The following is a 26639-nucleotide window of genomic DNA, read 5'->3' as shown; positions in this document are numbered from 1 at the left end:
GCAGGGTGGTTGTGGGCGCAACTATATCGGCTATATAGTTGCGTACGAAACTAGTGTAAACCCCTCCGGCCGGGACCGGCACTGCGGTAGCGCAAACCCGCCGCAACCGCCGCGGCCCGCTTGGGCGTTTGTGCTTCGCCTATGCTTCGCAACAGGCACACTGTTCCGCTGAAGGCACCGCGCCATGCCCGTCCTGCCCTCCGATGCCGCGCCGCGCGTGGCCTGGCTGCCAGCGCCCGGCAGCTGGCAATACCACCTGATGCTGGGCGCGGCCGGCATGCTGGTGCTGGGGCCGTTGGGTGGTGTCGCCGCCGCATACATGAATTTCTCGCTGAGCTTCTTTGTCGGCGGGCAGGTGCTGGCGGGCATCCTGGGCTCGGTGGTGACGGCCGGCTATGGCGCGTCCGGCCGCCACGGCGCCAACTACATCCAGACCGCGGCGGCGTCGGTGGCGGGCATGGGCGGCATGGCGGTGGTGCTGCAGGCGATGGCGTGGCTCGGCATGGCGCAGCCGCCGCTGTGGCAACTGGTGCTGTACCTGCTGTGCATCGGCATGTTCGGGGTGGGCGTGGGCATGCTGTACACGCCGTTGCTGGTGGACCGCATGCAGCTGACGTTTCCGTCGGGGCTGGCGGTGGCCAACATCCTGCGCGCGCTGACCGATGCGGCGCTGCTGCGGCGCTCGGTGGCGCGGCTCGGCGGCGGCATGGCGCTGGGGCTGGCGAGCGGGCTGGGGGCCGGGCGCGTGCCGTGGCTGGCCGCGCTGGACCTGTCCGCGGCCACCTTCGGCGCTGGCATGATCGTCGGCGCGCGCGTGGGCGTTGCCGCGCTGGTAGGCGGGCTGGCCGGCTGGGCCATGACGCCGTGGTTTGTCGACGCCGGCTGGCTGGCGCCGGGCGAGCCGTACCGCAAGGCCACCTTCCTGGTGGCGCTGGGCATGATCATGGGCGCGGCCGTGGTCGACCTGGCGCAGCTGCTGGTGCAGGCATGCCGGCGCTGGCGGGCTGGGCCCCAGCCGCAGCCGGGCGCACCGCGGCGCGGGCCGGGCATGGGCTGGGTCGCGGCCTGGGCGCTGCTGTGGGGCGCGGCCACGGTGGCGGCGGGCGTGGTGTGGTTCGGACAGCCGCTGGTCTTCCAGCTGATTGCCGTGCTGCTGGTGCTGGTGTTCGCGCTGGTCAACGGCATCTCGGTCGGCATGGTCGACCAGAACCCGATCTCATCGGCGTTCGTGCTGTCGGTGATCCTGATGGCGGCCGCCGGCCTGCGCGCGCCGCAGGTCGGGCTGATCGCGGCCACGGTGCTGCTGGTGGCCACCGCCGAAGCCAGCGACATGCAGCAGGACCGCTCCACCGGCTGGCGCCTGGGCAGCGACCGCATGGTGCAATTCGGCTACCAGGTGGCGGGCATCGTGGTCGGCGCCCTGGTCGCGGTGGCGATGGCGCGGCTGTTCCTGCAGGCCTATCCGGTGCTGGCGCTGGACCAGACCAGCCTGCCGGCCGACCAGCAGCCGGCGCGCTGGACCTCGGCCATGACCTACAAGATCGTGGGCGTGCTCCATGGCCTGTCGCAGGATCGCGCCGCCCAATACGTGGCAGTCGCGTCGGGGCTGGCGCTCGGGCTGGTCACGGCGCTGTTGCGCCGCGCGATCCTGGGCCATCCTGCCTGGCAGCGCTTTGCGCGTTCCGGACGGCGCGGACAGGCCGCGGATTTCGTGCTGGATGCGGTGATCCTGCCTTCGCCCTATGCGTCGTCGTTCGGCGGTTTCGTCAACCTGGCGGCGGCGGCATGGATGGCCGCCGGCGGCGTGCTGGCCAGCGCGGGAGCCGCGCTCGGTGCCGCCGGGACGCGCCGGCAAGGCTTGCCGCGCGACATGAACACCGCGTCGCTGCTGGGCGGAGGGTTGATTGCGGGCGATGCGCTGGCTGCGCTGGCCATCGGCATGGCCGGCTTGCTGTCCGTCAGCTGAGAGGGCCGGGGCGGCCGATTGTCAAATTATGTTGACGCTTCTGTCCAAGATCCAATGGATTGTCAAATCGCGCCACCGGCGTACCATAGGCGGCCACACTGCCGTACTGGCTTGACCCGGAGAATCACCATGGCCCTAGACCAAGAATCCTTTGCCCTGCTGCGCGCCTCGGTGCAGCGCTTCATCGACGAACGCCTGAAGCCGGCCGAAGACACGCTGGAGGAAACCGACGACGTGCCGGCCGAGATCGTCGCCGACATGAAGGAGATGGGGCTGTTCGGCATCTCCATCCCCGAGAACTACGGCGGCATCGGCCTGTCGATGTCGCAGGAATGCGATGTGGTGTACGACCTCGGCCACACCGCTTTCGCCTTCCGCTCGGTCTTCGGCACCAACGTCGGCATCGGCTCGCAGGGCATCCTGATGGATGGCACCGAGGAACAGAAGCAGCAGTACCTGCCGCGCATCGCCAGCGGCGAGATGATCATCTCGTTCGCGCTGACCGAGCCCAACGCCGGCTCCGACGCGGCCTCGCTGCAGACCAAGGCGGAACTGGACGGCGACCACTACGTCATCAACGGCACCAAGCGCTTCATTACCAACGCGCCGCGCGCGGGCGCCTTTACGCTGATGGCGCGCACCGGCGGCCCGGGCGCCGGCGGCATTTCGTCGTTCATCGTGCCGGCCGACACCCCGGGCATCTCGCTGGGCAAGCCGGACAAGAAGATGGGCCAGCGCGGCACCAAGACCTGCGACGTGGTGCTCGAGAACGTGCGCGTGCCCGCCGCCAACATCATCGGCGGCGTGCCGGGCGTGGGCTTCAAGACCGCCATGAAGGTGCTCGACCGCGGCCGCCTGCACCTGTCGGCGCTGGCTTGCGGCATGGCGCACCGGTTGATCACCGACGCCGTGGCGTATGCCAAGGAGCGCAAGCAGTTCGGCCGCCCGATCGGCGACTTCCAGCTGATCCAGGCGATGCTGGCCGACAGCCAGGCCGAGCTCTACGCGGGCCTGTCGATGGTGCGCGACTGCGCCCAGCGCTACGATGCCAAGCCCGCCGGCAAGAGCGATCCGGAAGTCAGCATGCTGGCCTCGTGCACCAAGATGTTCTGTACCGAGATGGTGGGCCGCGTCGCCGACCGCGCGGTGCAGATCCACGGCGGCGCCGGCTATATCGCCGAATACAAGGCCGAACGCTTCTACCGCGATGTGCGTCTGCTGCGCCTGTACGAAGGCACCACGCAGATCCAGCAGATGATCATCGCCAAGCACCTGCTGCGCGACTGACCCCCAACGGCCCGCGTGGCAGGAGTCGACATGGACACGATGCAGTATCGCGGGCGCGACGGTGCGCCGCAGGCAGGACAGGATGACGGCGCGCCGCACCGGCTGCGCGCGGTGGTGGCGACTTATCGCCCCACGCTGCAGGCATACACGCTGGCGGTGTCGCCGGCCGAGCTGATGGCGCTCTGCGCGCTGCCGGCACAGCTGGCGGCCAGCGTTGGCGCCGCCTCGGATCCGCGCGTGCAGGCGCACCTGGCGCGGCTGCGCGCCGAGGTGCAGGGCAGCGGCATCGCCTTGCCCGGCGCGATCGTGGTGGCGGTCAGCGGCGGCCGCATGCAGTGCGAGTGCGACCACCTGTTCACGCTTACGCTGCAGCCGCGCCATGGCGACCGCCTGATCGTGATCGACGGCTACGAGCGGCTGCTGGCGCTGGCGCATGGCGAGCGCCGCCAGTGCAAGACGCTGGTGTCGGCAGTGCTGTGGCGCACCGCGCTGGAGGCCGCCGCGACGGCACCGGCCGACGATGCCGCCAACGACATCATCGACGCGCCGGTGGCGCAGTCATGCGCGGCGCGCTGGGCCAACGCGACGCGGGTCTGGCATTGATCCGCGTGCCTGGCGTAGCCGGCGTGACCGGCACAACGTAACGGAAGCCGCCTGCAGGGCGGCTTCTTTATTTTCTGGTGAACGCAGGCGCGCTTGGGACGCTACGGTCGCTCAAGCCGCTTACTGCGGCCACACGCCATCGACCTCGCGCAGCAGGTGGCCGGCGAGAATATAGTCCCCGAGCCGCGTGGCCTTGGCTTCGAGGTCGAGCAGTTCATGGTCCGCCAGCGTGCCGAGATCGAACTGGCAATAGAGATTGCGTTGACGGAATGTGGCCTTGGGTTTGGCCAGCCCTTCGATCAGGGCTTCGCGGGAACGGACGGCGATGCTTTCTTGTCCGCGATATTGCACCTTGATACCGCGCTTTTCTCCGAGCCTGCCGAGTTCGACGGCGTCCTGCCATCCGGTCTCGTAGTCCAGCTCAAGCGCCAGCACGCCTTCCGAGGCCAGAAGCCTGAGCGCTTCTGCCTTGCTGCCAGCTCGCACGATTGACATCCACACCTCTTGTATCGACTTATACTGTACGAATATACAGTCAACCCGGGGTCGGGGCAAGGGCCTGGCGCCCGCGCTGACCGCGCTCGCGCATGGCGCCACCGCGCGGGGAGTATGGTTGCCGATCGATGTCAGGCACATGTCAGAGGCGCGGGGGTGGCCTGCCGCCGGCTGCGTCGTTGCGGCCTCCTTCGTTGCTGGTTTCGTTGGCGCCGTCGGCGGGCGTGCCCGCTGCCTGGCCGCTTGCGCCTCCCTGCGCCGCCGCGCCGGCGAAGTTGCCGGCAAAATCGCCGGCATAGGCGCGCGACAGCGTGCCCGGCTGCATGTAGCGGCGGATGGCGGCGTTGACGGCGTCAGGGGTGGCGTCGCGCAGGCGTTGTTCCAGTTCCGCGGTAAAGGCCATGGTGCGGCCCAGGTAGAGTTGGCTGGCCAGCGCGCCGGCCAGCGCGGCGTCGTTGCTGCGGCTGACCATGCCCTGCTGCAGCAGGCCGCTGACGGCCTCGGCCAGTTCCTGCGCGGTAATGCCGTCGCGCACCAGCCGCTCCAGTTCCTCGCTGACGGCGCGCTGCACCCGCGCCAGGCTCTGCGGCGCATATTGCGCGCGCACGCCGAAGCGGCCGGCGCGGTCGAGCGCGCCCACCTGCACCCAGCTGCTGGCGCCATAGCTCATGCCTTCGCGCTGGCGCAGCCGGTCCGCCAGCCGGCTGCGCAGGCTGGCGCCGCCCAGCACGCGGTTGGCAATCATCATCAGCGCATAGTCGGGCGCATCGTTGGTCAGGTCGATCGGCGCGGTGGCCAGGTACACGGCGTTGGCCTTGCCGGGCGTGGACAGCGTGAACTCGGCGGGCGGGATCGGCACGAACGGACGGTCGACGCGCGCATACGGCTGCGGCGCGGTCCAGTCGCCAAACAATGCCGCCGCCTGCGCCGCGGCAGTCGCGCCATCGAAATCGCCGACCAGGCTCAGTTGCGCATGCGCCGCGCCGTAGAAGCGGGCATGGAAGTCGCGCACCTGCGCCAGCGTGGCCGCGCGCAGGTCGGCAACATTCTCGGCGATGGTGCGCGCATGGCGCGGGTCGCCGGCGGGGTAGGGGTCGCCGTGCCGGCCCAGCGCATTGGATGCCAGCACGCCGGGTTCGCGCTGCACGCTTTCGAGCTCGGCGATGCTGGTCTGGCGCAGGGTCTCGAACTCGGCCTCGGGAAAGGTCGGCGCGCGCAGCAGGTCGCGCAACAGCGCCAGCAGCTCCGGCAGGTGCGCGCGGCGGGTCTCGAAGCTGACCGTCACCTGCTCCGGGCCGCCCGCGATGCCGACGCGCGCGCGCAGCGCCTCGATGCGGTCGGCAATCTGCTGGCGGTCCATGCCGGCGCTGCCGCGGCGCAGCATCGCGGCGGTCAGCGCGCCCACCGTGGTCAGCCCCTGCAGGCTCTGCGCGTCGCCCATGCGCAGCACCAGCACCCCGTGCACCACTTCCCCCCGCGCGGGCTTGGGCAGCAGCGCCAGCTGCATGCCGTTGGGGAGGGTCTGGCGCGTGGTATGGGCTTCGATGTTGGCGGGGCTGGGATCGAATGCCGCCACCGTGGCCAGCGCCGGCCGGCCCTGGTAGCCCTTGACCATGGCCGCGATGTCGGGCACCGCCGGCACCTGCGCGCGCTGCGGTTGCTCGGCCGGCAGGAACACGCCCAGGGTGCGGTTCGAGGCCTGGAAGTAGTTCAGCGCCACGCGCTGCACGTCGGCCAGCGTGGTGGTCTCGATGCGGTCGCGTGCCAGGAAGAACAGGCGCCAGTCGCCCTTGGCGATGGCCTCGGACAGCGCAATCCCGAGCGCGCCGGGATCGTTCATGTAATGCTCGTAGGCGTTGCGCATGCGCACGCGCGCGCGCTCCAGCTCGGCCTCGGTCACGGGCGCTTCGGCAAAGCCCTCGATCTGCGTGATCAGGCCCGCGCGCGCGGCCGCGAGCGGCTGGTCTTTCGACGCCTGCGCCATGAACAGCAGCGCGCCGGGGTCCTTCATCGCATAGAACGCGCTGCCGATCGACGTAGCCTGGCCGCGCTCCACCAGCGCCTTGTACAGCCGGCCGCCGGGGGTGTCGCCCAGGATGATGGTCAGCAGCGACAGCGCGGTGGTGTCGGGGTGCGCGCCGGGGCTGACATGGTATTGCGCGGCCACCAGGCGCGTGTCGCCCGGGCGCATCACTACCAGTTCGCGCGCGCCTTCCTGCGCGGGCTCGATGGTGGGTTCCGGGGGCAGCACGCGCTGCGGGCGCGGAATCGGCCCGAAATAGCGCTCGATGCGGGCCAGCGTGGCGGCGGGATCGAACTTGCCCGCCACCACCAGCACCGCGTTGTCGGGCTGGTAATAGCGGCGGTAGAACGCGCGCAGATTGTCGAGGCTGACGTTCTCCACGTCGCTGCGCGCGCCGATCGGGGCCTTGCCGTAGTTGTGCCAGCGATAGGCGGCGGCCATGGTCTGCTGCATCAGCATGCGCCCGGGGCTGTTCTCGCCCATCTCCATCTCGTTGCGCACCACTGTCATCTCGCTGTCGAGGTCGGCGCGCGCGATCACGCTGTTGACCATGCGGTCGGCCTCCATGCGCAGCGCCCAGTCGAGGTTGTCGTCGCTGGCGGTGAAGGTTTCGAAGTAGTTGGTACGGTCCTGCGCGGTGGTGCCGTTGACGCTCATGCCGCGCCGCGCGAACTCGCCCGGGATGGTCTTGCCCGGCAGCGACGGCGTGCCCTTGAACAGCAGGTGTTCGAGCAAATGCGCCATGCCGGTCTCGCCGTAGTTCTCGTGGCGGCTGCCGACCAGGTAGGTGATGTTGACGGTGGTGGTGGGCTTGGCGGCATCGGGTGCCAGCACGATGCGCAGGCCGTTGGGCAGGCGGTGTTCGGTAATGCCTTCGACCGACGCCACCTGTACTGCCTTCACCGCCTGCACGGGCGCCGTCGAAGGCTGCGCCAGCGCCGGCGGGCAGGCCAGCGTGGCAAGCAGTGACAGGTGCAGGGCGGTGCGGCGCATGGGGTCTCCGATGGGAAAGACAAGGGCAGGGCAACTGTGCCCCAACCGATCCCCGCGCGCCAGAGGGAAATGTCCGAAACCAGCGGATGCGCGCCGGCATCTGGCGGTAGCATGCCGTCATGAACCTCGATCCCGATACCTGCTACAAGGCCGTGGCCTCGCACGACCGCCGCTTCGACGGGCGCTTCTACGTGGGGGTCTCGTCGACCGGCGTGTATTGCCGCCCCGTGTGCGCGGTACGCACCCCCAAGCGCGAGAACTGCTCGTTCTATGAAAGCGCCGCCGCGGCCGAGAAGCATGGCTTCCGCCCGTGCCTGCGCTGCCGCCCGGAACTGGCGCCGGGGCATGGCCTGGCCGATATTTCCGGCCGGCTGGCGCAGGCCGCCGCGATGCTGATCGACGAAGGCTTCATGGCCGACGGCAGCGTGGCCGCGCTGGCGGCGCGCATCGGCGTGACCGAGCGCCACCTGCGGCGGCTGTTCGACGCGCAGTTCGGCGTGTCGGTGCTGGAGTACGCGCAGACCCAGCGGCTGCTGCTGGCCAAGCGGCTTCTGGCGGACACCGCGCTGCCGGTGACGGACGTGGCGCTGGCGGCGGGCTTCGGCAGCGTGCGCCGCTTCAACGATGTGCTCAAGACCCGCTACGGCCTGACGCCGCTGGCGCTGCGCCGGCGTGCCGCCGACGGCGTGGCCGACCGGCTGGTGTTCGAGCTGGGCTACCGCCCGCCCTTTGCCTGGGACGCATGGCTGCGCTTTCTCGCCACGCGCGCGGTCGACGGCATCGAAGCCATCCGCGACGGCGCCTACCTGCGCACGTTGCGGGTCGAAGCCAGTGGCGCCTCCCACCTCGGCTGGGTAAGCATCGAGCATGTGCCGCGCCGGCTGGTGCTGCGCGTGACGCTGTCGGCGTCGCTGGCGCGCGTGATTCCGCAAGCGCTGGGCAAGGTGCGCCGGCTGTGCGACCTGGGCTGCCGTCCCGACGTGGTGGACCGCCACCTGGGCGAGCTGGCCGAGGCGATGCCGGGCGTGCGCCTGCCGGGCTGCGTCGATGGCTTCGAGATCGCGGTGCGCGCGGTGGTCGGGCAGGTGATTTCGGTAGTGCAGGCGCGGCGCATCCTGGCCGCGCTGGCACAGCGCGCCGGGCAGGCGCTGGACGGCGCGCCGCCGGACGGCCTGCGCTACACCTTCCCGAGCGCGGCCGCGCTGGCGGCGTTGCCCGAGGCTGCGCTGCGCGAGGCCGGCGTGTCGCCGGGCAAGACCCGCACGCTGCAGGCGCTGTCGCGCCGTGTGGCCGACGGCACGCTGGCGCTCGACCCGCATGCGGCGCCGGAGCAGGCGGTGGCGGCGCTGCGCGAGATCGACGGCATCGGCGACTGGACCGCGCAGTATGTCGCCATGCGCGCGCTGGGCTGGCCCGATGCTTTTCCCGGCACCGACTATGCGCTGCGCAAGGTGCTCGGCGTCAGCACCGTGCGCGCCATGCACGAACGCACCGCGCAATGGGCGCCGTGGCGGGCCTACGCCGCGATCCACCTGTGGCATCGCTATGAAGCGATGAAGGACACGCCGCCGGCCACGGCGCAACCGGAGACCCTCCCATGACCAGCTATCGCCATATCGACAGTCCGCTGGGCACCGTGCTGCTGCGCGCGCGCGACGGGCACCTGACCGGCGTCTTCTTCGCGGGCCAGAAGTACCATCCCGCCGGCATTGCCGACAGCCGCGAGGTGCCTGCGGCCGACGCCTCGGTGCTGGACCGCGCCGCCGCCGAGCTGGCCGAGTATTTTGCCGGCCGCCGCGACAGCTTTACCGTGCCGGTGCGCTTTGCCGGCAGCCCGTTCCAGCAGCGCGTGTGGCAGGCGCTGCTGGAAATTCCGTGCGGCGCCACCGCTTCGTACGGCGAACTGGCGCGCACGCTCGGGCTGCCGCCCACGCATGCGCGCGCGGTGGGTGGCGCGGTCGGCCGCAATCCGCTGTCGGTGATCGTGCCCTGCCATCGCGTGCTGGGCAGCGCCGGCGCGCTGACCGGCTATGCCGGCGGCATCGAGCGCAAGCGCGCCCTGCTGCGGCGCGAGGGCATCGCCGCCGCGACCGGCTGAGGCCGGCTGACACCGACCGCGCAGCGATGGCACGCCTGTTCATCGCGGTGGAAGTGCCGCCCGCGCAGGCGGCGGGGCTGTTGTCGATGCTGCCTGCCGTGCCCGGCGTGCGCGCCGCGACGCCCGCGCAGGTCCACCTGACCCTGCACTTCCTCGGCGAAGGCCTGGGCGAGGCGGCACAGGCTGCCGACAAGCTTGATATCGCGCTCGCGGCGCTGCGCACCCCCGCGTTCACGCTGCAGGCCTATGGCACCGGCCGCTTCCGCAGCGGCTCGGGATCAGTGCTGTGGGCTGGCCTCGCGCCCGGTCCCGGACTCGACGCGCTGCGCGCCTTGCACGCCGAGGTCGGGCAGGCACTGGCGGACGCCGCCGGCTTCCCGCCGGAGCGGCGCCGCTTCCATCCTCACGTCACCCTGGCCCGCTGCAAGCCGACCGTGCCCGAGAGCGCGCTGCGCGCGTGGCTCGATGCGCACCGCACGCTGGCCAGCGCGCCGTGGCGCGTCGCGCGGCTGGTGTTGTTCGAAAGCCGGCTCGGTCCGCAGGGCCCGCAACACCTGCTGCGCCAGGCATGGCCGCTGGCGGGGCCAGGCCCTACGCCAGGTTGCTGAAGCCCAGCGCCACGCCCAGCCCGCACAGGGCCGAGCCGATGGCGCGATCCAGCAGCCGCTGGCGCCGCAGCATGGCCGCGCGCAGCGCTGGCGCGGTGAACACCCACGCCACCACGCTGAACCACCCCAGGTGCGCCACCGACATGAATCCGCCATAGGCCCACTGCACCGATGCCGGGGTGTGGGCGTCCACCACCTGCGTGTAGGTGCTGACGACGAACAGCGTGGTCTTCGGGTTCAGCGCATTGGTCAGGAAACCCATGCGCAGCGCTGCCAGCGGGGTCAGCGCGCGGGCGCCGTGCAGGTCTACCTTCAGCGCGTCGCGCCGACGCAGCGTCTGCAGGCCGATCCAGATCAGGTAGACGGCGCCCAGCGCCTTCACCACCGTCAGCACGCCATGCGCGTGCGCCATCAGCAGCGACACTCCGAACATCGTATAGAGCACATGCACCTGCACGCCCAGCGCGATGCCGAGCGCGCTGAGCAGGCCGGCGCGGCGGCCGTACAGGTAGCTGTTGCGGGTGACCATGGCGAAGTCCGGGCCGGGACTGATCACGGCCAGCACGGTCACGGTGGCGACCGCCAGGGATTCGGCGAGAGGGGGCATGTTGCGTCAGGATATGTTGTGTTTTAGGGCCGATCCCACTCCTCGGGATCAAAGCGTACCCAATTCTGCGTGCCGCAAAGCGCCCCCACAACCGATATATACTCGCGCGATTCCATGAGAAAAACTGACCGATGCACTGGCTGGGATGGATCCGATTCTTCGAGGCTGCGGCGCGGCACGAGAGCTTTGCGCGCGCGGCGGAGGAGCTGCACCTGACCCATGGCGCGGTCAGCCGGCAGATCCGCCAGCTGGAGGACACCCTCGGCGTGGCGCTGTTCGAGCGGCGCAACCGCGGCGTGTTCCTGACGGAGGCGGGGCGCTCGCTGTTTGCGGCGGCGACGCAGTCGATGGAAGGACTGGCCGCCGCGGCCGCGCGCATCCGCACGCAGCCGGCGGGGCGGGCGCTGGTGCTGTCGTGCGAGCCGACCATCGCCATGCGCTGGCTGATCCCGCGGCTGCCGCGCTTTGCCGCGCGCCATCCCGACATTCCGCTGCACCTGATGGCGGCGGGCGGGCCGATCGACTTCGCGCGCAGCGGCGCGGACCTGGCGCTGCGGCGCAATGACTTTGCCTTCGATGCGCGCTGGCATGCGCGCGAGGTGGTGCAGGAACGCGTGGGTCCGGTGTGCCGGCCTCAGGCCGCCGAGGATGCCGCGGTGGCGCCGCTGCGGTTGCACACGCGCACGCGGCCCCAAGCCTGGCAGCGCTGGCAGGCGACGTGCCCCGATGACGCGGGCCGCCTGCGCCTGGACGGCGACGCCTGGTACGAGCATTTCTATCTGAGCCTGCAGGCTGCCGCCGCAGGCCTGGGCTGGGCCATGGCTTCGCAGCTGATGGCTGCCGACGAGATCGCCGACGGCCGGCTGGCGGCGCCGTTCGGCTTTGCGGCCGACGGCTCGGCCTACCACCTGCTGTCGCCCGCGCCGTTCGAGCACGACACGCGTCGGCTGGCCCTGCTGGCATGGCTGCGCGAATGCGCGCTGGCGACGCTCGCACCCCCTCCAGAGGCCTGAAAGCCAACGTCAGCGCTACCCCCCGGAAGTCTGTCCTCAAGTTCTGCCACAGATTTACCGAAGTGAGATCATCGGTCTTGCCGGCCAATGGTGCAGGCGCTTAACATGCGGCGCGCGGCCGGCAGGCCGGTACCGCCGACGGGCTCCCGGCTGGTCCGCGGCTGTGCCATAGCCGTCGCTCCCAGCCCTTCCAGATGTTGCGTGAACCTATGAACCAGCATGACGCCCCCGGGCCCGCCGATCACGACGCCGAACCAGGCGCCGAAGCCGACCCGGCGGACGACCGCTATCGCCTGACCCACAACTCGCAGATCGGCACGGTGCTGCGTGACCTGGCGTGGCAGAAGTGCATGCTGAGCGTGCGCACCCGCACCGCGCACCAGTTCGTCACCTCGATCCTGCATGTCGACCCGGTCAACCGCACCTTCGTGTTCGACTGGTGCAACGCCGAGCCCGAACGGATGTCGCTGATGACCTCCGACGAGAACGCGTTCTCCGGGCTGCTGCGCGGCGTGCCGGTCAACTTCGTGGTCGGCCAGCCGGCGGCCACGCGCTATGAAGACGGCCCCGCCTTCGTCGTCGAGTTTCCGGACAAGCTCTATCACTTCCAGCGTCGGCGCCATTTCCGCGCGCGCACGCTGGTGACCAAGGGCTACCGCTGCGAGATGTCGATGCCGGACAAGACCGTGCTGGGCCTCGATATCGCCGACCTGTCGCTGTCCGGCGTCGGCCTGCGCTCGAAGAGCGTTACCGCCGAGCACCTGCCGGTGGGGACCACGGTGGCGAAGTGCCGGCTGGACTTCCGCGAGCTGGGCAAGCTGGAGGTCGACATGCAGGTGGTCGGCCACTGGCTGGTGGGCCACGACGACAGCGCCATCCACCACTTTGGCTGCGCCTTCGTCAATCCGGACGGGCGCATGGAGAACTTCCTGCAGCGGCTGGTGTTCGCGCTCGAACTGGCGCACCGCGGCTGAGGCGCCGCCCCGGACCCGGCGCGGTACGCATCCGGTTTACGCTACATTGCCCGCCAGTTCGCATGACACGGGAGGCGCACGGCAATGGTCCACAGCGATCCGGCTCCGGCCGGCGGCAAGCAGTTTTCGGCTGACTACCTCGTCATCGGCGCCGGCATTGCCGGGGCTTCGGTGGCGTACTGGCTGGCGCGCGCGGGCAGCGTGATCGTGCTCGAGCGCGAGGCGCAGCCGGGCTACCACGCCACCGGCCGTTCGGCCGCGCTCTACCTGGAAAGCTACGGCACGCCGCAGGTGCGCGGCCTGACCATGGCCAGCCGCGCCTTCCTCGATGCCCCGCCGGCGGGGTTTGCCGACCATCCGGTGCTGTCGCCGCGCGGCGCCATGATGCTGGCGCGCCCGGGCGAACAGGACCAGCTCGACGCGCACTGGCAGGTGCTGGCCGGCATGGGGGCACGGGCACAGCGGCTGGACCAGGCCGGCGCGTGCGCGCTGGTGCCGGTGCTGCGGCCGGAACTGGTGCTGGGCGCGGTGCTGGAGCCCGATGCCGCCGACATGGACGTGCATGCCCTGCACCAGGGCTACCTGCGCGGCGTGCGCCATCACGGCGGCGTGATCGCCTGCGGCGCCGAGGCCGAAGTGATAGAGCGGCGCGACGGCCTATGGCACGTCCATGCCGGCGCCGACCTCTACCGCGCGCCGGTGCTGGTCAACGCGGCGGGCGCATGGTGCGACGTGGTCGCGGCGCGCGCGGGCGTGGCGCCGGTGGGGCTGCAGCCATGCCGGCGTTCGGCCTTCGTCTTTGCTCCGCCCGACGGCATCGATGTTTCGCGCTGGCCGATGTTCTACGGCTTCGACGAAACCTGGTACGTCAAGCCCGATGCCGGCATGCTGCTCGGCTCGCCGGCCAATGCCGACCCGGTGCCGCCGCACGACGTGCAGCCCGAGGAGCTGGACATTGCCATGGGCATCCACCAGATCGAGGCCGCGACCACGCTGACGATCCGCCGCCCCGCGCGGACCTGGGCCGGACTGCGCTCGTTTGTTGCCGACGGCGACCTGGTGGGCGGGTTCGATCCCGACGCGGAGGGCTTCTTCTGGGTGGCGGCGCAAGGCGGCTATGGCATCCAGACCTCGGCGGCGATGGGCGAGGCCTGCGCCGCGCTGGCGCAGGGCCGGCCGCTGCCGGCGCATATCGCCGACCACGGCGTGACTGCCGCCATGCTCAGTCCCGCACGGCTGCGCGCACAGGCGGGCCGGTAAGCCCGGCCCCGGCCAGCGGCAGGATTCAGGAGCCGATCATCCGGCCGATTGCCGCGGCGGCTTCGCGCATCGGCGCCAGCAGCCGCGTGATCATGTCCGCTTCGGACACGCGCGCGGCGCGCACGCTCACGCTCAGCCCCGCCAGCACGATGCCCGAGGCCGAGCGCACCGGCACCGCCATGGCACGCAGGCCCGGCTCCAGTTCTTCGTCGACGATCACGTAGTCCACTTCGCGGGCGCGCTCGAAGCAGGCTTCCAGTTCCTGCCGCGAGACCTTGGTCTGCAGCGTGCGCGGGCGCAGCTCGGCATGCTCGAAGAAGCCGTCCAGCACCGTGGCGGGCTGGTGCGCCAGCAACAGCCGGCCGTTGGAGGTGCAGTAGGCCGGCAGGCGGCTGCCCATGCCGAGCGAATAGTTCAGCACGCGCTGCACTTCGGAGCGCACCAGGTAGAGGATGTCGGTGCCGTCCAGGATCGCCAGCGTGCAGGTCTCGTGGATGCGCGCGCTCAGGTTGTCCAGGATCGGCTGTGCCAGCGACACCAGCGAGGTCGACGAGAAGTACGCGTGCCCCAGGTGCAGCACGCGCGGGCGCAGCGCGAACTGCCCGTCCTGCTGGCTGACATAGCCCAGTTGCTCCAGCGTGTACAGGCAGCGCCGCACCGACGCGCGCGACAGTTGGGTCCGCTGGGCCACCTGCGAGATCGTCAGCGGGCGCTTGCGCTCGGAAAACGCTTCCAGCACGGTCAGCCCGCGCGCCAGCGACAGCATGAAATTGGGATCGCCGGCAAAGCTGGCGAGCAGGTCGGCCTGGGGCCGGGCAACGCGGACGGTGTCGGCCTGGGCATGGCCAAGACCGATGGGGCGGAGGACATCCATGGGAGGCTGGGGTGGTCTACGGTCGTTCGATAATCGCGCAATGTTAAACCGCTCCGGCGTCGCGGGCCAGCATTCATTGCATGCTGCGCTGCGTCAATGGCGGCGCCGGGCCAGCGCTTCGGCCGCTTCGAACAGCGCCATGCCAGCGATCATCGCCGCGACAAAGCCCCAGGCCTTGGCATAGCCCGCACCCAGCGCGACCAGCGCCGGGCCCGGGCAAAAGCCCGCCAGGCCCCAGCCGATGCCGAAGGCGGCACTGCCCAGCAGCAGCCTCGGCGTGACCGCGGCCAGCGCCGGCCACTGCATCGGCAGCCCCAGCCACGAGCGCTGGCGCCGGCGCGCCAGTGCAAACGCCACCACGCCGACCCCGATCGCGCCGGCCATGACGAAGGCAAGCGACGGGTCCCACGTTCCGGCAAGGTCGAGAAAGCCCAGCACCTTGGCCGGATTGGCCATGCCGGACAAGATCAGGCCGATGCCGAACACCAGCCCGGCCAGCAACGACAGCAGCATGCCCATGCTTCAGCCTCCCAGCACGTGGCGCTGCACCAGCACCGTCAGGAAGCCGGCCGCCATGAAGGTCACGGTGGCCGCCAGCGAACGTACCGATCCGCGCGACAGGCCGCATACGCCATGGCCGCTGGTGCAGCCGCCGGCATAGCGTGTGCCCACGCCGACCAGCAGCCCGGCCACCAGCACCTCGGTCCAGCCTGCGTCGATGCGTGCCGCGGGCATGGCATCGAAGGCGATGGCCAGCCATGGCGACAGCAGCAGCCCGACGACGAAGGCGGCGCGCCATGCGGTGTCGCCATGCGGCAGCCGCAGCAGGCCGCCGACGATGCCGCTGATGCCGGCGATGCGGCCCAGGCCTAGGATCATCAGCGCCGCCGCGAGGCCGATGACAAGCCCGCCGGCCAGCGAAAGCCACGGCGTGAAATGCTGGAAGTCGATCTGCATAAAGGGGCGCGCGCGGGATGGTGGCGCGGAGAACGGCCGCAAGTGCAGCCCAAGGCAGCGATTATAGGCGCGCCATCGTCGGCCACGCGTCCATAAAAAAGTCGCCGCTGGGGAAGCGGCGACCGGGGAAGGTTGTCATTCAAGAGGGGGTCTTGGTGACAGGGAAAAGTATAGACATTTGAATTAAGACATTACATACAACTTTGGAGGGGTATGGGGAGACGCACATTGCCGCGGCGCGTCAGAACGGTTTGCCCAGGTACAGGTAGAAGCTGAAGACGCCGGCCGCGGCGCGGCCATAGGCCAGGTACAGCGGGCCGAGCGGGCTGTCGAGCGCCAGGAACAGTGAGCCGGACTTGAGCAGCCCGGTCGGGCTGCCCGGCACCAGCGGGTCGCCCACGCGCCCGGCTTCCAGCGAGAAGCCGGCGTAGACGCCCTGTAGCAGCGTCTGCCGCGCCAGCTTGTTGTAGTACACCAGCCGCGCAAACTGCAGGTTGCCGCCCATTAGCTGCCCGGTCGCGTAGCCGGACTGCTGCAGGAAGCCGCCCCACTGGAACAGGTCGTAATTCGGCAGCGGCTTGCCGCCGGGATTGCCGCCGACCTTGAAGCCGAACGACAGCGTATGGTCGCCGAACGAATGGGCATAGATGCCGTCGGCCTGCGCCTTGATATAAGCCCGGTCGGCGCCGAGCCCCGGTTGCGAGGCATAGATGCGCACCCCGCCCGCATAGCCGAAGCGCGGGAAGTCGACGCTGTCGAGCTGGTCGAAGAACAGCCGGCCGGTAATGGCCCCGCGCCGGATACTGCCCGGGCCCGGTGCCAGCGCCGCCGGGCCGGTGCTGAGCGTGGCATGCTCCGAGCCCGTCTGCACGCCGACGCGCAGCTCGCCGTACTTGGTGAACTGGCTGCCGACGTCGAGCGCCAGGTCGAAGCGGCGCACGTCGTAGGTGGCGATGCGCGTGCTGCCCTGGAACACATTGACCGGGCGCCGCTCGAGCTCGATGCGCGGCGCGATAAAGAAGAACTGGCGCGTGTCCAGCGGCTGGTAGAACTCGCTGCTCAGCGCCGAGGTCTGGCCCACCTGCGCGTCGGTGCGCCATTCCGCCCCCAGCGCATTGAGCCAGGTGCGCCGGTAGCTGCCAACCAGGTTGAAATACGCATCGCCGCGGAAATCCGAACTCAGGCCCAGGCCGAAACGCAGGTAGTCGGGACCCCACGATTTTTCCACGGCGTTGACCGTCAGCACGCGCCGGCCCGGCTCTTCCAGGATGCCGTAGTTGACGTGCTCGAAGTCGCCGGTGCCGAACAGGCGGCGCATGTCCTGGTCCAGCGCGGCCTGGTCGATCGGCTCGCCCGGCCGGGTCTGCATCACCGCGGTGGCATAGTCTGGGTTGACGCGATGCAGCGGCGCCAGCCGGATCTCGTCGACGGGACGGGTGTCGGGCGGCTGCACCGCCTGCTGGACCGCGCGCAGCTCGGCATACTGCGCCGGCGGCAGCGCCAGCGGCGCGAGCCGGTCGGCGACCTTGCGCGCGGCGGCCTCGCCGATCGGGATGGTGGTCGGCAGGTGGTCGAAGTCGGTCGCGGAGAAGTCCCCCAGCGCGGGCTCGATCAGCACGTCGGTGGGACGCAGCGAGGCCAGCGACGCGCGCACGTTCTGCTCGGTCAGGATGTTCAGCATCTGGCCGGTCACGCCGATCACCGAGGTCAGCGCCTCGCGCTTCATCAGCGGCGTGCCCAGGTTCACGGCGATGACGATGTCGGCGCCCATGTTGCGCGCCACGCCCACCGGCAGGTTGTCGGTCAGCCCGCCGTCGACCAGCAGTCGGCCCTCGTATTCCGCCGGCGCCACCGCCCCCGGCACCGACATGCTGGCGCGCATCACGTTGGCCAGCTCGCCCTGGCTGAACACTACCGGCGTGCCCGCCACCAGGTCGGTCGCCACCGCGCGGTACGGGATCGGCAGGCGGTCGAAGTCGCGGAAGCCCGGGGTCCTGGCCAGCTGGCGCAGCACCGTTTCCAGCTGCACGCCCGAGACCGCGCCCTTGGGCAGCAGCACGCCGCTCGCCTGCAGGCCGATCTCCGGCGTGAGCAGGTTGGTGAAGTCGTCCTGCTTGCGGCGCACGGTCAGGTCCTGGCGCGGCGGCCGCTCCTTGAAGAGCTTGTCGGTGCTCAGGCCGCCCACCAGCCGCTCCATCTCGGCGGGCCCCATGCCGGTGGCATAGGCGCCGCCGACCAGCGACCCCATGCTGGTGCCGGCGATGCAGTCGACCGGGATGCGCATCTCCTCCAGCACCTTGAGCACGCCGATATGCGCGGCGCCGCGCGCGCCGCCGCCCGACAGCACCAGGCAGATGCGCGGGCGGCCCGCCGCGGCAGGCCGGGCGTGGGCGGGGACGGCCGGGGTGGCGGGGGTGGTGGCGGCACCGGCGTCTGGCCCGGGCGCCGGGTGCTCCGCGGCCGTTGCGGCCGTCGCGGCGCCTACAGCCGGCGCGGCCAGCGCCGCCAGCGCGGCCAGCGCGATGGCGGCGAGCAGGCGCTTCGTGCCGGCGTGGCGCATGCGTTGGTGTGGGGCTGCCTTCATGGCTCGATCGGGGTCGCAGTCCGTAGCGTGGCCGGTTTGCCCGGGCGGGAAGTCCGGCCATCTTCCGGCAAAACATGGCGTGCAGGCCCCTGTGCGCGCCGGCCGCCAAAACAATTCAACATGCGGCTCGGAAGCGTTCAGATCGGCTTGGGGCGCTGCGAGCGGCCACGGGGCCGCGGGGCAGCGGCGGGCGTGCCGGAATATACTGGGGGCTGGTCTGCCATGGCGCCGCGCGCCCGATCCGCAAGTGTCTCAAGTGTCCCCCGAAGTCCCCGTCGTCCCCGTCGCCGGTTCCTCGCTTACCCCTGACGATCCCCGCCCTGAGCCGCCGGAGCGGCCCGCCGACGGCGAGTGCTGCGGCTCAGGCTGCGATCCCTGCATCTTCGATTACTACTACCAGGAGATGGACCGCTACCGCGAGGCGCTGCGGGCATGGGAAGCGCGCCAGGCGGCGCGCCATGCCGAGGATCCGGCCGCTTGAGCACACCCGTGAGCGTCCCCGTCATGCAGCCATCGCAGCCCTCCCCGGCAGCCGCGGCGGCGCTGTTCGATTTCGTGCGGCGCCACCCGCGCCTGTTCGTGCTGACCGGCGCCGGCATCAGCACCGATTCCGGCATTCCCGGCTACCGCGACGCGCGCGGCCAGTGGCAGCGCTCGCCGCCGATCACGCTGCAGGCCTTTCTCGGCTCGCACGCCGGGCGCCAGCGCTACTGGGCGCGCAGCATGCTCGGCTGGCCGCTGGCGGGGCAGGCGCGGCCCAACGATGCGCACCACGCGCTGGCGCGGCTCGGTGAACAGGGCCGGATCACGGCGCTGGTCACGCAGAATGTCGACGGCCTGCACCAGCGCGCCGGCAGCCAGGGCGTGATCGAACTGCACGGCAGCCTGGCCAGCGCCATCTGCCTGGACTGCGGCGCCAGCCACGACCGCGCCGGCCTGCAGGACTGGCTGGTGTCCCGCAACGCCGCACTGCGCGACGTGATCGCGCCGCCCGCCGCCGATGGCGACGTGCATTTCGAATCGCCGCTGTTCGCGCAGTTCCAGGTGCCCGATTGCGGCCATTGCGGCGGCATCCTCAAGCCTGACGTGGTGTTCTTCGGCGAATCCGTGCCGCGCGCGCGTGTCGACGCCGCGCGCGCGGCGCTGGCAGCCGCGGATGCGATGCTGGTGGTGGGCTCGTCGCTGATGGTTTATTCCGGCTACCGCTTCTGCGTCTGGGCCGGCCAGATGGGCAAGCCGGTGGCCGCGCTCAACCTGGGCACCACGCGTGCCGATGCCATGCTGGCGCTGAAGGTCGAGGCCGGCTGCGCGCCGGCGCTGCAGGCACTGGTGTCGCGGCTGGAGCAGGACACTGCAGGATCCCGTTGACGCGAGCGCCGTGCAGGCATAGCATCGCCACACCAATTGGATCGACGCCGGTCGATCTTTCTTCAAGGCTTCCGCTTTCCACTATGACCGCAGACCGCCAACGCCCCGTCATCGCCGTGCCTCCGGGCCGCGCGTTGCCGTGCCCGCGTCGCCAGCCTGCGTTCACATCTGTCGCGCCGCCGCCGCCGTTCTCCGGCGGTGCACACCCGCCGCCGCCGCGCGGCTGACGGGCACGCGCCCCAGCCCTTCTCGTCTCCGGTAATCCCGCCTTCGTGCGCCCGCGCGCACGGCCGCCGCACGCCCGTGCGCGCTGTCGCCGTGCCGTGGCCGCCTGCCGATGCGCGTCGCCGGAGCCCGCCAAGCTGACGACAGATGACAAGCCATGAACCACCAAGAAGATTGCGCGGCGCGCTTCGACGCCGCGCGCGACACGCTTACCACGCGCACCACGCGCGCCACATCCGCCGCCCTCTGGGCCACGCCGCTGTTCGTGCTGCTATGGAGCAGCGGCGCCATCGCCGCCCGGCTGGCGCTCGACCACGCCACCCCGTTCGCCCTGCTGACCTTGCGCTTCGCGCTGGTCTGCGCCGTGCTGGGCGCGCTCGGCCTGGCACGCAAGCGCCTGCTGCCGCCGCGCGGCGAGCGGCTGCACACGGCCGCCACGGGCCTGCTGCTGATCGGCGGCTACGCGGTCTTTTACTTTCTGGCGCTGGACCACGGCATGACGCCCGGCGTGCTGGCCACGGTGCTGGGCGCGCAGCCGATGCTGACGCTGCTGCTGACCGAGCGCCGCGCCAGCGCCGCGCGCCTGGGCGGCCTGGCGCTGGCATTCGCCGGGCTGGCCATGGTCGTCGCCGACAGCCTGCTGCTGGCCCGGCTGTCGCCGGCCGGGGTGCTGTGCGCGCTGGCCTCGCTGGCCAGCATGACTGTCGGCGCCATCCTGCAGAAGCGCAGCCCACGCGCCACCGCCGAAGTGCTGCCGCTGCAGTACGGCGCAAGCCTGGCGGCGTGCCTGCTGTGCCTGCCGTTCCAGCCCTTCGCCTTCGAAGCCTCGCTGGCGTTCGCCGCGCCGCTGCTATGGCTGGCGCTGGGGATTTCGATCGGCGCGACGCTGCTGTTCTATCGCCTGATCCATGCCGGCAACCTGGTTAACGTGACCAGCCTGTTCTACCTGGTGCCGGCGGGCACCGCGGCGCTCGACTATCTGCTGCTGGGCAACCGCATGGCGCCGCTGGCGCTGGCGGGGATGGGAGCGGTGCTGGCGGGGTTGGGGGTGGTGTTCCGGGGCACCAAGGGTTGATGCCGAGGTAGGGTGGGGGAGGGAGGCAGCCCGAAGGCCGAGCCTACCGCTGCTTCACCTCCACCCGCACCTCATCCTTGCCAACCGTAATCGCCCCCGGCTCCACCTCCTTGCCCCCCACGCGCAGCTCTTCCGGCTTGAAGGTATAGATCGGATAGTCCTTCAGCAGCTGCTGCGCGACCACGGCGCCGATGGCGTTGAGCTGTTCGCGATAGGGCCCCATGCCGGCGACTTCGACCTGCTGCACGGTGGGGTTGTCGAGCAGTACCGCGCGCCGGGCCGGGTCATAGCGGATGCCGCTGTTCAGGGCCAGCTTGCCGTCGACCGGCGGCGAAGGCAGCAGCGCGTTGATCAGGCGTGCGTCGACGTGGGTGGTGATGCGGTTGCTGGCTTCATCCAGCACCAGCCGCGGATGGCTGAGCTGGACGCTGACGACTTCGGCGTAGCGCAGCGTCGCGGGAAAGCGCTTGTCGAGTTCGGTCTGCAGTTCCTGGCGGGTCAGGGAATACTCGCCGGTCCAGATGTTGTAGCCGGCCAGGGCCGGCGCGGCGCCGGCGATGCAGGCGGCGGCAAGGAGCAGGGAGGGCGTCAGGCGCATGTGGCGGAGCGGGCGCGCCATGGCACGGCGCGGCAAGTGGGATCAGCCTGTCAGACCGCGTGGCCGGGGGTCGCGTTCCGTCACATTGGCCAAGGGTGCGGCTCAGTAATGCGGCGGGATTTCCTGCAGGGGGTCGGCTTCGGCCGCGGTGGTGGCGGCGCTGCGCACCTGCTGGTACAGCGCGCGGAACTGCTCCTGCAGCAGGTCGATCTGCTGCTGCTGGCGCGCCACGGTGCTGTTCAGGGTATCGAGCAGGTCTTCCTGGAAGGCGAGCTTGATTTCGAGTTCGTTGATGCGATCGTCCATGGCTAGGTTTCTCCGGCGGGCGGCGCGCATTGTAAACCCATCGCCGGGCTGTGGCCCGAAGCGCGCGCCGCTGGCCGGGAACCTGCGGACTGACTTACTTGGGCGCGGTCAGCAGCATCCACATGATGCCGAAACGGTCGGCGACCATGCCGAACTGCTCGGCGAAGAAGGTCTTGTCCAGCGGCATCAGCACCTGGCCGCCTTCCTTCAGGCCGTTGAAGGCCTTCTCGACCCCGGCCTTGTCGGGAAAGGTGATGGCCAGGCCGAAGCCCTGGAACGCGGGCTGGTTCGAGCACTGCCCGTCGGAGGCCAGGATGATGCTGTCGCCGACCTGGAATTCCAGGTGCATGACCTTGTCCTGCGCGCCCGCGCCGGGCTGGCAGCCTTCGCCGCCCTTGCCGGCGTCGGGGTTGTCGGCAAAGGTCATGCGGGCGTTGACCTTGGCGCCAAGAGTCTGCTTGTAGAACTCGACCGCTTCATCGCAACGGCCTTCGAAAAACAGATAGGGCTGGACTTGCATGACAACTCCTTTGAAGGGGCGGCCTGTGGGGATGTCGGGCCGCGGGGGAATTCGGCATGGCGTTCACGCTTTGTGTACGCCGTCCACAATACCTTAGCAAAGAAAATGGACGGCGTCCACATCGATTGCGCGATCGAATGCACGATCGGCGCGGGAGTGCGGCCGGCGCGGTGCACTAGAATGGCCCGCTAGACCCGTTTCGACTACCGCGGCCCGAATGGAGTTGCCTTGCGTTACGAATTGACCGACCTGCGCCTGTTCCAGGCCATTGCCGATGCGCAAAGCCTGTCGGGGGGCGCTTCGGCCACCCACATCACCGCGTCGGCGGCGAGCTACCGGCTGAAGAACCTCGAGCACGCCATGGGCACGCCGTTGTTCGTGCGCAGCGCGCGCGGCATGGAGCTGACGCCGGCCGGCGAAACCCTGCTGGTCCATGTGCGCGAACTGCTGCTGGGCGTGGAGCGCATGCATGGCGAAGTCGGGCGCTTCTCCGCCGGGCTGAAGGGCAATATCCGGCTGCTGGCCAACAGCAGCTCGCTCAACGGCTTCATCATCCCCAGCGTCAGCCGCTTCCTGCTGGCCAATCCGGACGTGAACATCGACCTGGAGGAGCGCGCCAGCCAGGCGATCCTGGCCGCGGTGGCGGCGCATGAAGCCGATGTCGGCATCCTGGCGGGAGATTTCCATACCGGCGACGAGGCCGCCGGCGTGCGCTCGGTGCGCTACGCGCGCGACGAACTGATCCTGGTGATGGCAGCGGACCACCCGCTCGCGCGCGAGCCGGAGGTGCGCTTCGGCGCGGCGCTGGCGTTCGACTTTGTCTGCATGAGCCGCACCAGCAGCAATTTCCTGTTCCTGCGCGAGATGGCGCAGCGCGCGGGCAAGGGCCCGAACGTGCGCCTGCATGCGCACAGCTTCGATGCGGTGCTGTCGCTGGCCGAGGCCGGCGTCGGCGTGGCGCTGGTGCCGCGCAGCGTGGCGGCGCAGGCGCTGCGCGAGGCGCGCGTGGCCGGGGTGCGGCTGGCAGAACCGTGGGCCTTGCGCGAACTGAATCTGATCGTGCGCGCCGACGGCAAGCTGCCGGCATTTGCCGAGGCCTTCGCGCAGTTTTTGCTCAACGATCCGCGTGTGGTGGCCACGCGCGAAGGCGGCGCCGTGGCGGCCACGGCGCCGTAGCCTTCCGTTCCTGCTTCAGCGCTTGCGGTTCAGGAAGGTGGCCATGTGCTGCTGCGGCTCGCCGGTGTCGAAAGCGCTGCCGAACTCGGCCACGCTGTTGCCGATCGAGATTTCCAGCGGCGCGTCTTCCCACTCGCGCAGCAGGCGCTTCTGCTGGCGCACCGCGACCGGGCCGAAGCCGGCCAGCAGCGCGGCCACGCGCTCGACTTCCTGGTCCAGTTCGGCCAGCGGCACCACGCGGTTGACCAGGCCCCACTGCAGCGCTTCGGCGGCGTCGGAGATCTCGCCGGTCAGCAACATCCATGCGGTGCGCGCATTGCCAATCAGGCGCGGCATCAGCGCGGCGTGGATCACCGACGGGATGCCGACCTTCACCTCGGGCATGCCCAGCTGCGCGGTGTCGGCGGCGATGCGCAGGTCGCACGCCAGCGCCAGTTCCAGCCCGCCGCCCAGGCACCAGCCCGGCATGCGCGCGATCACCGGCACCGGCAGGTGGCGCACCGCATCGCACAGGCGGCGCAGGCCGCTGATAAAGGCCTCGGCGCTGGCGCGGTCGAGCGCGGCCATCTCCTTGATGTCGGCACCGCCGATAAAGCCCTTGTCGCCGGTGCCGCGCAGCACCAGCACGCGCAGCGCGTCGTGGGCGGCCAGCGCCTCGATCGCACGCGTGAGCGAGGCGATCACCGGCGTGCTCAGGATATTGAGCGAGCCCGCCTCGCGGATGGTGACGGTGGCAATGCCGCGCGCGTCGATCTCGACGCCGGCGTGCGGTTCCTGCTGAAGTGCGCTCATGTCGGTCCTCGTGTCTTACTGGAGCTTGGTGAAGTGGATGGCCTCGACCACCTGCTTCCAGTGCGCGTTCTGCCCACGGATCAGGTCGCCAAAGGCCTTGCGCGAAGTCGGTGCCGGGATCGCGCCCTGTTTCTCGATCGCGGCGATCACCTCGGGCTCGGCCAGCACCTTACGCACGGCGTCGTTGAGCTGGTCGAGGATGGCGGCGGGCGTGCCCGCCGGCGCGCCCAGGCCGAACCACGACGGGTTGTTCATCGCCGGCAGCCCTGCCTCGGCATAGGTGGGCACGTTGGGCAGCACCTTCAGGCGCTGCTTCGCGGCCACCGCCAGCGGCTTGAGACGGCCACCCTGGATCAGCCCGGACGACGACGGGATATTGTCGAACACCACCTGGATCTGCCCGGCGACCGCATCGTTGAGCGCCGGGCCCAGGCCCTTGTACGGCACGTGCAGCATGCGCGTGCCGGTGGCGTTCATGAAGAGCTCGCCGTTCATGTGGCTGAGGCCGCCGTTGCCGGACGAGCCGAACGAATACTTGCCGGGATTGGCCTTGAGCTGCTTGATAAACGACGCCAGGTCCGCGGCCGGGAAGGCGGGATTGACCACCAGCACGTTGGGCACGTCGGCCAGGTTGCTGATCGGCGCGAAGTCCTTGACCGGGTCGTAGGCGGTCTTCAGGTAGACGTTGGGGTTGACCGCGTGCGAGCTTTCCACCTCCATCACCAGCGTGTAGCCGTCGGCCGGCTGCTTGGCGGCGTAGGCGCTGCCGACCGCGCCGCCGGCGCCGGGGCGGTTCTCGATCACGACGGGCTGGCCCAGCACCGGGCCCAGGCGGGTGCCGACGATGCGGGCAATGATGTCGGTGGTGCCGCCGGCGGCGTAGGGCACGATCAGCTTGATCGGCCGCTCGGGATAGGCGGCGTGCGCGCTGCTGGCAATGCCGAGCAGGGCCATGGCGAAAAGGGTGGGTTTCATCGGGTGTCTCCGGGTCGGGGTTATCGGTGTAGTGAAGGGCGGTCAGCGCGGCGGGCTGTGCTCGCCCAGCAGCGGCGGCGGCGCCGGCGGGGCGTCGTGGCCGGCCAGCATCGGGTTGCGCACCATTGGCACGCGGCCCATCACGGGGTGCTCGGCCACCTGCATCAGCTTGCGGTGCTGTACTTGCGGATGGGCGAAGACTTCGTCCATGGTGTGGATCGGGCCCCAGGGCACGCCCGCCGCATCGAAGGCCTCGGTCCAGGCGGCGCGGGTGCGGGTGGGGAAGAGTTCGGTCAATTGCGCGCGCAGGGCGTCCAGGTGTTCGATGCGCGCGGAATTGGTGGCGTAGCGCGGATCCTGCGCAAGCGCCGGGATGCCGGCCACGGCGCAGAAGCGCGCGAACTGGCCGTCGTTGCCGATTGCCAGGATCAGGTGGCCATCGGCGCAGCGGAACACTTCATACGGCGCGCAGTTGGGATGGGCGTTGCCGCTGCGCTGCGGGTTCTGGCCCGACACCAGGTAGTTGGCGGCCTGGTTGGCGTTCATCGCCACGGCCACGTCGAGCAGCGCGATGTCCAGGTGCGCGCCCGCGCCGGTCGCCTGGCGCTGGTACAGCGCGGCCAGCACCGCGGAGGTGGCATACATGCCGGTGCTCAGGTCGACCACCGCGACGCCGGTGCGCAGCGGGCCGGCACCGGGCGTGCCGTCGGGCTGGCCGGTGTAGCTCATCAGCCCGCCCATGCCCTGGAACACGTAGTCGTAGCCGGGCTTGTCGGCCATCGGCCCGCTCTGGCCGAAGCCGGTGATCGACAGGTAGACCAGGCGCGGGTTGATCGCCTTGAGCGTATCGTAGTCCAGCCCGTAGCGGCGCAGCGTGCCGACCTTGTAGTTCTCGACCAGCACGTCGGCCGTGCGCGCCAGCTCGCGCACCTGCGCCGCGCCCTCGGGCGTGCCGTAGTCGATCGCAACCGAACGCTTGCCGCGGTTGCAGCAGATGAAGTAGCCGGACATGCGCGGATCGCCCTCGGTGCCGGCCGGTGCGTCGAGGTAGGGCGGCCCCCAGCCGCGGGTATCGTCGCCGCGCTCGGGGTGTTCGACCTTGGTCACCTCGGCGCCCAGGTCGGCCAGGTTCTGGGTACACCAGGGACCGGCCAGGATGCGCGACAAATCCAGGACCCGGATGCCTTCCAGGGCGCGATGCAGCATGACGACTCCGCTTTCCGATAACAGTGCGGCGCAGTATAGGGAGGGGTATCGGAGCG

Annotated in this window: 26 protein-coding genes; 13 read left to right on the top strand and 13 right to left on the bottom strand. The window is 70.4% G+C overall.

The window, feature by feature from the left end:
* The first annotated feature begins 184 nt into the window (after positions 1 to 184).
* The 3 genes from A2G96_RS31000 to A2G96_RS30990 all read left to right on the top strand — a co-directional run bounded on the left by A2G96_RS31000 (position 185) and on the right by A2G96_RS30990 (position 3856).
* The gene (locus A2G96_RS31000; RefSeq protein WP_062803933.1) at positions 185 to 1966 is read left to right on the top strand and encodes an OPT/YSL family transporter; all 1782 of its coding nucleotides are present in this window, start codon (positions 185 to 187) and stop codon (positions 1964 to 1966) included.
* A gap of 129 nt (positions 1967 to 2095) precedes the next feature.
* The gene (locus A2G96_RS30995) at positions 2096 to 3253 is read left to right on the top strand and encodes an acyl-CoA dehydrogenase family protein (RefSeq protein WP_062803932.1); all 1158 of its coding nucleotides are present in this window, start codon (positions 2096 to 2098) and stop codon (positions 3251 to 3253) included.
* A 30-nt stretch (positions 3254 to 3283) separates the two neighbouring features.
* Positions 3284 to 3856 (top strand): hypothetical protein, encoded by a 573-nt coding sequence (locus A2G96_RS30990; protein ID WP_062803931.1) that lies wholly within the window; start codon positions 3284 to 3286, stop codon positions 3854 to 3856.
* 120 nt (positions 3857 to 3976) lie between these two features.
* Here A2G96_RS30990 and A2G96_RS30985 read toward each other — a convergent pair whose 3' ends face one another.
* A complete protein-coding gene (locus tag A2G96_RS30985) occupies positions 3977 to 4351 on the bottom strand; it encodes a hypothetical protein (RefSeq protein WP_012357073.1) in 375 nt (124 codons plus the stop codon).
* A 142-nt stretch (positions 4352 to 4493) separates the two neighbouring features.
* Complete coding sequence (locus tag A2G96_RS30980) at positions 4494 to 7367, bottom strand: M16 family metallopeptidase (protein ID WP_179949072.1); 2874 nt, start codon at positions 7365 to 7367, stop codon at positions 4494 to 4496.
* A 119-nt stretch (positions 7368 to 7486) separates the two neighbouring features.
* On the opposite strand from A2G96_RS30980, the gene A2G96_RS30975 reads away from it, so the two are divergent.
* Genes A2G96_RS30975 through thpR form a run of 3 tightly spaced genes read left to right on the top strand, consistent with a single transcriptional unit; the run spans position 7487 to position 10073 of the window.
* On the top strand, positions 7487 to 8968 hold the full coding sequence (locus A2G96_RS30975; protein ID WP_062803930.1) for an AlkA N-terminal domain-containing protein: 1482 nt from the start codon (positions 7487 to 7489) through the stop codon (positions 8966 to 8968).
* Entirely contained in the window at positions 8965 to 9465 is a 501-nt protein-coding gene (locus A2G96_RS30970; RefSeq protein WP_062803929.1) for a methylated-DNA--[protein]-cysteine S-methyltransferase, read from the top strand. The genes A2G96_RS30975 and A2G96_RS30970 overlap by 4 nt, the downstream gene beginning before the upstream one ends.
* A 26-nt stretch (positions 9466 to 9491) precedes the next feature.
* Positions 9492 to 10073 carry an RNA 2',3'-cyclic phosphodiesterase gene (gene thpR / locus A2G96_RS30965; protein WP_062803928.1) on the top strand — a complete coding sequence of 194 codons (582 nt, stop codon included), beginning with the start codon at positions 9492 to 9494 and terminating at the stop codon, positions 10071 to 10073.
* Here thpR and A2G96_RS30960 read toward each other — a convergent pair.
* Positions 10057 to 10680: a LysE family translocator gene (locus A2G96_RS30960; protein ID WP_062803927.1), complete on the bottom strand. Its 624-nt coding sequence runs from the start codon at positions 10678 to 10680 to the stop codon at positions 10057 to 10059. The genes thpR and A2G96_RS30960 overlap by 17 nt on opposite strands.
* A gap of 131 nt (positions 10681 to 10811) precedes the next feature.
* On the opposite strand from A2G96_RS30960, the gene A2G96_RS30955 reads away from it, so the two are divergent.
* The 3 genes from A2G96_RS30955 (at position 10812) to A2G96_RS30945 (ending at position 13927) form a co-directional block, all read left to right on the top strand.
* A complete protein-coding gene (locus A2G96_RS30955; RefSeq protein WP_062803926.1) occupies positions 10812 to 11693 on the top strand; it encodes a LysR family transcriptional regulator in 882 nt (293 codons plus the stop codon).
* 194 nt (positions 11694 to 11887) lie between these two features.
* On the top strand, positions 11888 to 12667 hold the full coding sequence (locus A2G96_RS30950; RefSeq protein WP_062803925.1) for a flagellar brake protein: 780 nt from the start codon (positions 11888 to 11890) through the stop codon (positions 12665 to 12667).
* A gap of 84 nt (positions 12668 to 12751) precedes the next feature.
* A complete protein-coding gene (locus A2G96_RS30945) occupies positions 12752 to 13927 on the top strand; it encodes an NAD(P)/FAD-dependent oxidoreductase (protein ID WP_062803924.1) in 1176 nt (391 codons plus the stop codon).
* Positions 13928 to 13952: 25 nt separating this feature from the next.
* On the opposite strand, the gene A2G96_RS30940 is transcribed toward A2G96_RS30945, so the two are convergent.
* From A2G96_RS30940 to A2G96_RS30925, 4 genes are all read right to left on the bottom strand, one after another.
* A complete protein-coding gene (locus A2G96_RS30940; protein WP_062803923.1) occupies positions 13953 to 14801 on the bottom strand; it encodes an IclR family transcriptional regulator domain-containing protein in 849 nt (282 codons plus the stop codon).
* A 93-nt stretch (positions 14802 to 14894) separates the two neighbouring features.
* Positions 14895 to 15320: a DUF6691 family protein gene (locus A2G96_RS30935; RefSeq protein ID WP_062803922.1), complete on the bottom strand. Its 426-nt coding sequence runs from the start codon at positions 15318 to 15320 to the stop codon at positions 14895 to 14897.
* A 3-nt stretch (positions 15321 to 15323) separates the two neighbouring features.
* Positions 15324 to 15758 carry a YeeE/YedE family protein gene (locus A2G96_RS30930; RefSeq protein WP_062803921.1) on the bottom strand — a complete coding sequence of 145 codons (435 nt, stop codon included), beginning with the start codon at positions 15756 to 15758 and terminating at the stop codon, positions 15324 to 15326.
* A 241-nt stretch (positions 15759 to 15999) separates the two neighbouring features.
* Positions 16000 to 18342, bottom strand: a complete 2343-nt coding sequence (locus A2G96_RS30925) for a patatin-like phospholipase family protein (protein WP_062803920.1) — start codon at positions 18340 to 18342, stop codon at positions 16000 to 16002.
* Between the two features lie 256 nt (positions 18343 to 18598).
* Between A2G96_RS30925 and A2G96_RS32960 the strand changes: the two genes are divergently transcribed.
* The 3 genes from A2G96_RS32960 to A2G96_RS30915 all read left to right on the top strand — a co-directional run bounded on the left by A2G96_RS32960 (position 18599) and on the right by A2G96_RS30915 (position 21010).
* The gene (locus A2G96_RS32960; RefSeq protein ID WP_082819168.1) at positions 18599 to 18823 is read left to right on the top strand and encodes an oxidoreductase-like domain-containing protein; all 225 of its coding nucleotides are present in this window, start codon (positions 18599 to 18601) and stop codon (positions 18821 to 18823) included.
* A gap of 23 nt (positions 18824 to 18846) precedes the next feature.
* Positions 18847 to 19710, top strand: coding sequence for an NAD-dependent protein deacetylase (locus A2G96_RS30920; protein WP_062803919.1), 864 nt, complete (start codon positions 18847 to 18849; stop codon positions 19708 to 19710).
* 382 nt (positions 19711 to 20092) lie between these two features.
* Positions 20093 to 21010, top strand: coding sequence for a DMT family transporter (locus A2G96_RS30915; protein ID WP_062803918.1), 918 nt, complete (start codon positions 20093 to 20095; stop codon positions 21008 to 21010).
* Positions 21011 to 21053: 43 nt separating this feature from the next.
* On the opposite strand, the gene A2G96_RS30910 is transcribed toward A2G96_RS30915, so the two are convergent.
* The 3 genes from A2G96_RS30910 to A2G96_RS30900 form a co-directional block, all read right to left on the bottom strand.
* Complete coding sequence (locus A2G96_RS30910; RefSeq protein WP_082819195.1) at positions 21054 to 21608, bottom strand: DUF1439 domain-containing protein; 555 nt, start codon at positions 21606 to 21608, stop codon at positions 21054 to 21056.
* A gap of 102 nt (positions 21609 to 21710) precedes the next feature.
* Positions 21711 to 21914 (bottom strand): SlyX family protein, encoded by a 204-nt coding sequence (locus tag A2G96_RS30905; RefSeq protein ID WP_018005787.1) that lies wholly within the window; start codon positions 21912 to 21914, stop codon positions 21711 to 21713.
* Positions 21915 to 22008: 94 nt separating this feature from the next.
* Positions 22009 to 22434, bottom strand: a complete 426-nt coding sequence (locus tag A2G96_RS30900; RefSeq protein ID WP_012357054.1) for a VOC family protein — start codon at positions 22432 to 22434, stop codon at positions 22009 to 22011.
* A gap of 228 nt (positions 22435 to 22662) precedes the next feature.
* Here A2G96_RS30900 and A2G96_RS30895 point away from each other — a divergent pair, with 228 nt between their 5' ends.
* Entirely contained in the window at positions 22663 to 23610 is a 948-nt protein-coding gene (locus tag A2G96_RS30895) for a LysR family transcriptional regulator (protein WP_062803916.1), read from the top strand.
* A gap of 15 nt (positions 23611 to 23625) precedes the next feature.
* On the opposite strand, the gene A2G96_RS30890 is transcribed toward A2G96_RS30895, so the two are convergent.
* Genes A2G96_RS30890 through A2G96_RS30880 form a run of 3 tightly spaced genes read right to left on the bottom strand, consistent with a single transcriptional unit; the run spans position 23626 to position 26583 of the window.
* Positions 23626 to 24402: an enoyl-CoA hydratase gene (locus A2G96_RS30890; protein ID WP_062803915.1), complete on the bottom strand. Its 777-nt coding sequence runs from the start codon at positions 24400 to 24402 to the stop codon at positions 23626 to 23628.
* A 15-nt stretch (positions 24403 to 24417) separates the two neighbouring features.
* Entirely contained in the window at positions 24418 to 25377 is a 960-nt protein-coding gene (locus tag A2G96_RS30885; RefSeq protein ID WP_062803914.1) for a Bug family tripartite tricarboxylate transporter substrate binding protein, read from the bottom strand.
* Between the two features lie 42 nt (positions 25378 to 25419).
* Positions 25420 to 26583, bottom strand: coding sequence for a CaiB/BaiF CoA transferase family protein (locus A2G96_RS30880; RefSeq protein ID WP_062803913.1), 1164 nt, complete (start codon positions 26581 to 26583; stop codon positions 25420 to 25422).
* Between the last annotated feature and the right edge of the window lie 56 nt (positions 26584 to 26639).

Origin of the sequence: Cupriavidus nantongensis (genome assembly GCF_001598055.1) — a bacterium.
Classification (GTDB): domain Bacteria; phylum Pseudomonadota; class Gammaproteobacteria; order Burkholderiales; family Burkholderiaceae; genus Cupriavidus; species Cupriavidus nantongensis.
Note: the sequence above shows the minus strand (reverse complement) of the source record. Positions and strands in the feature narration are given on the sequence as shown.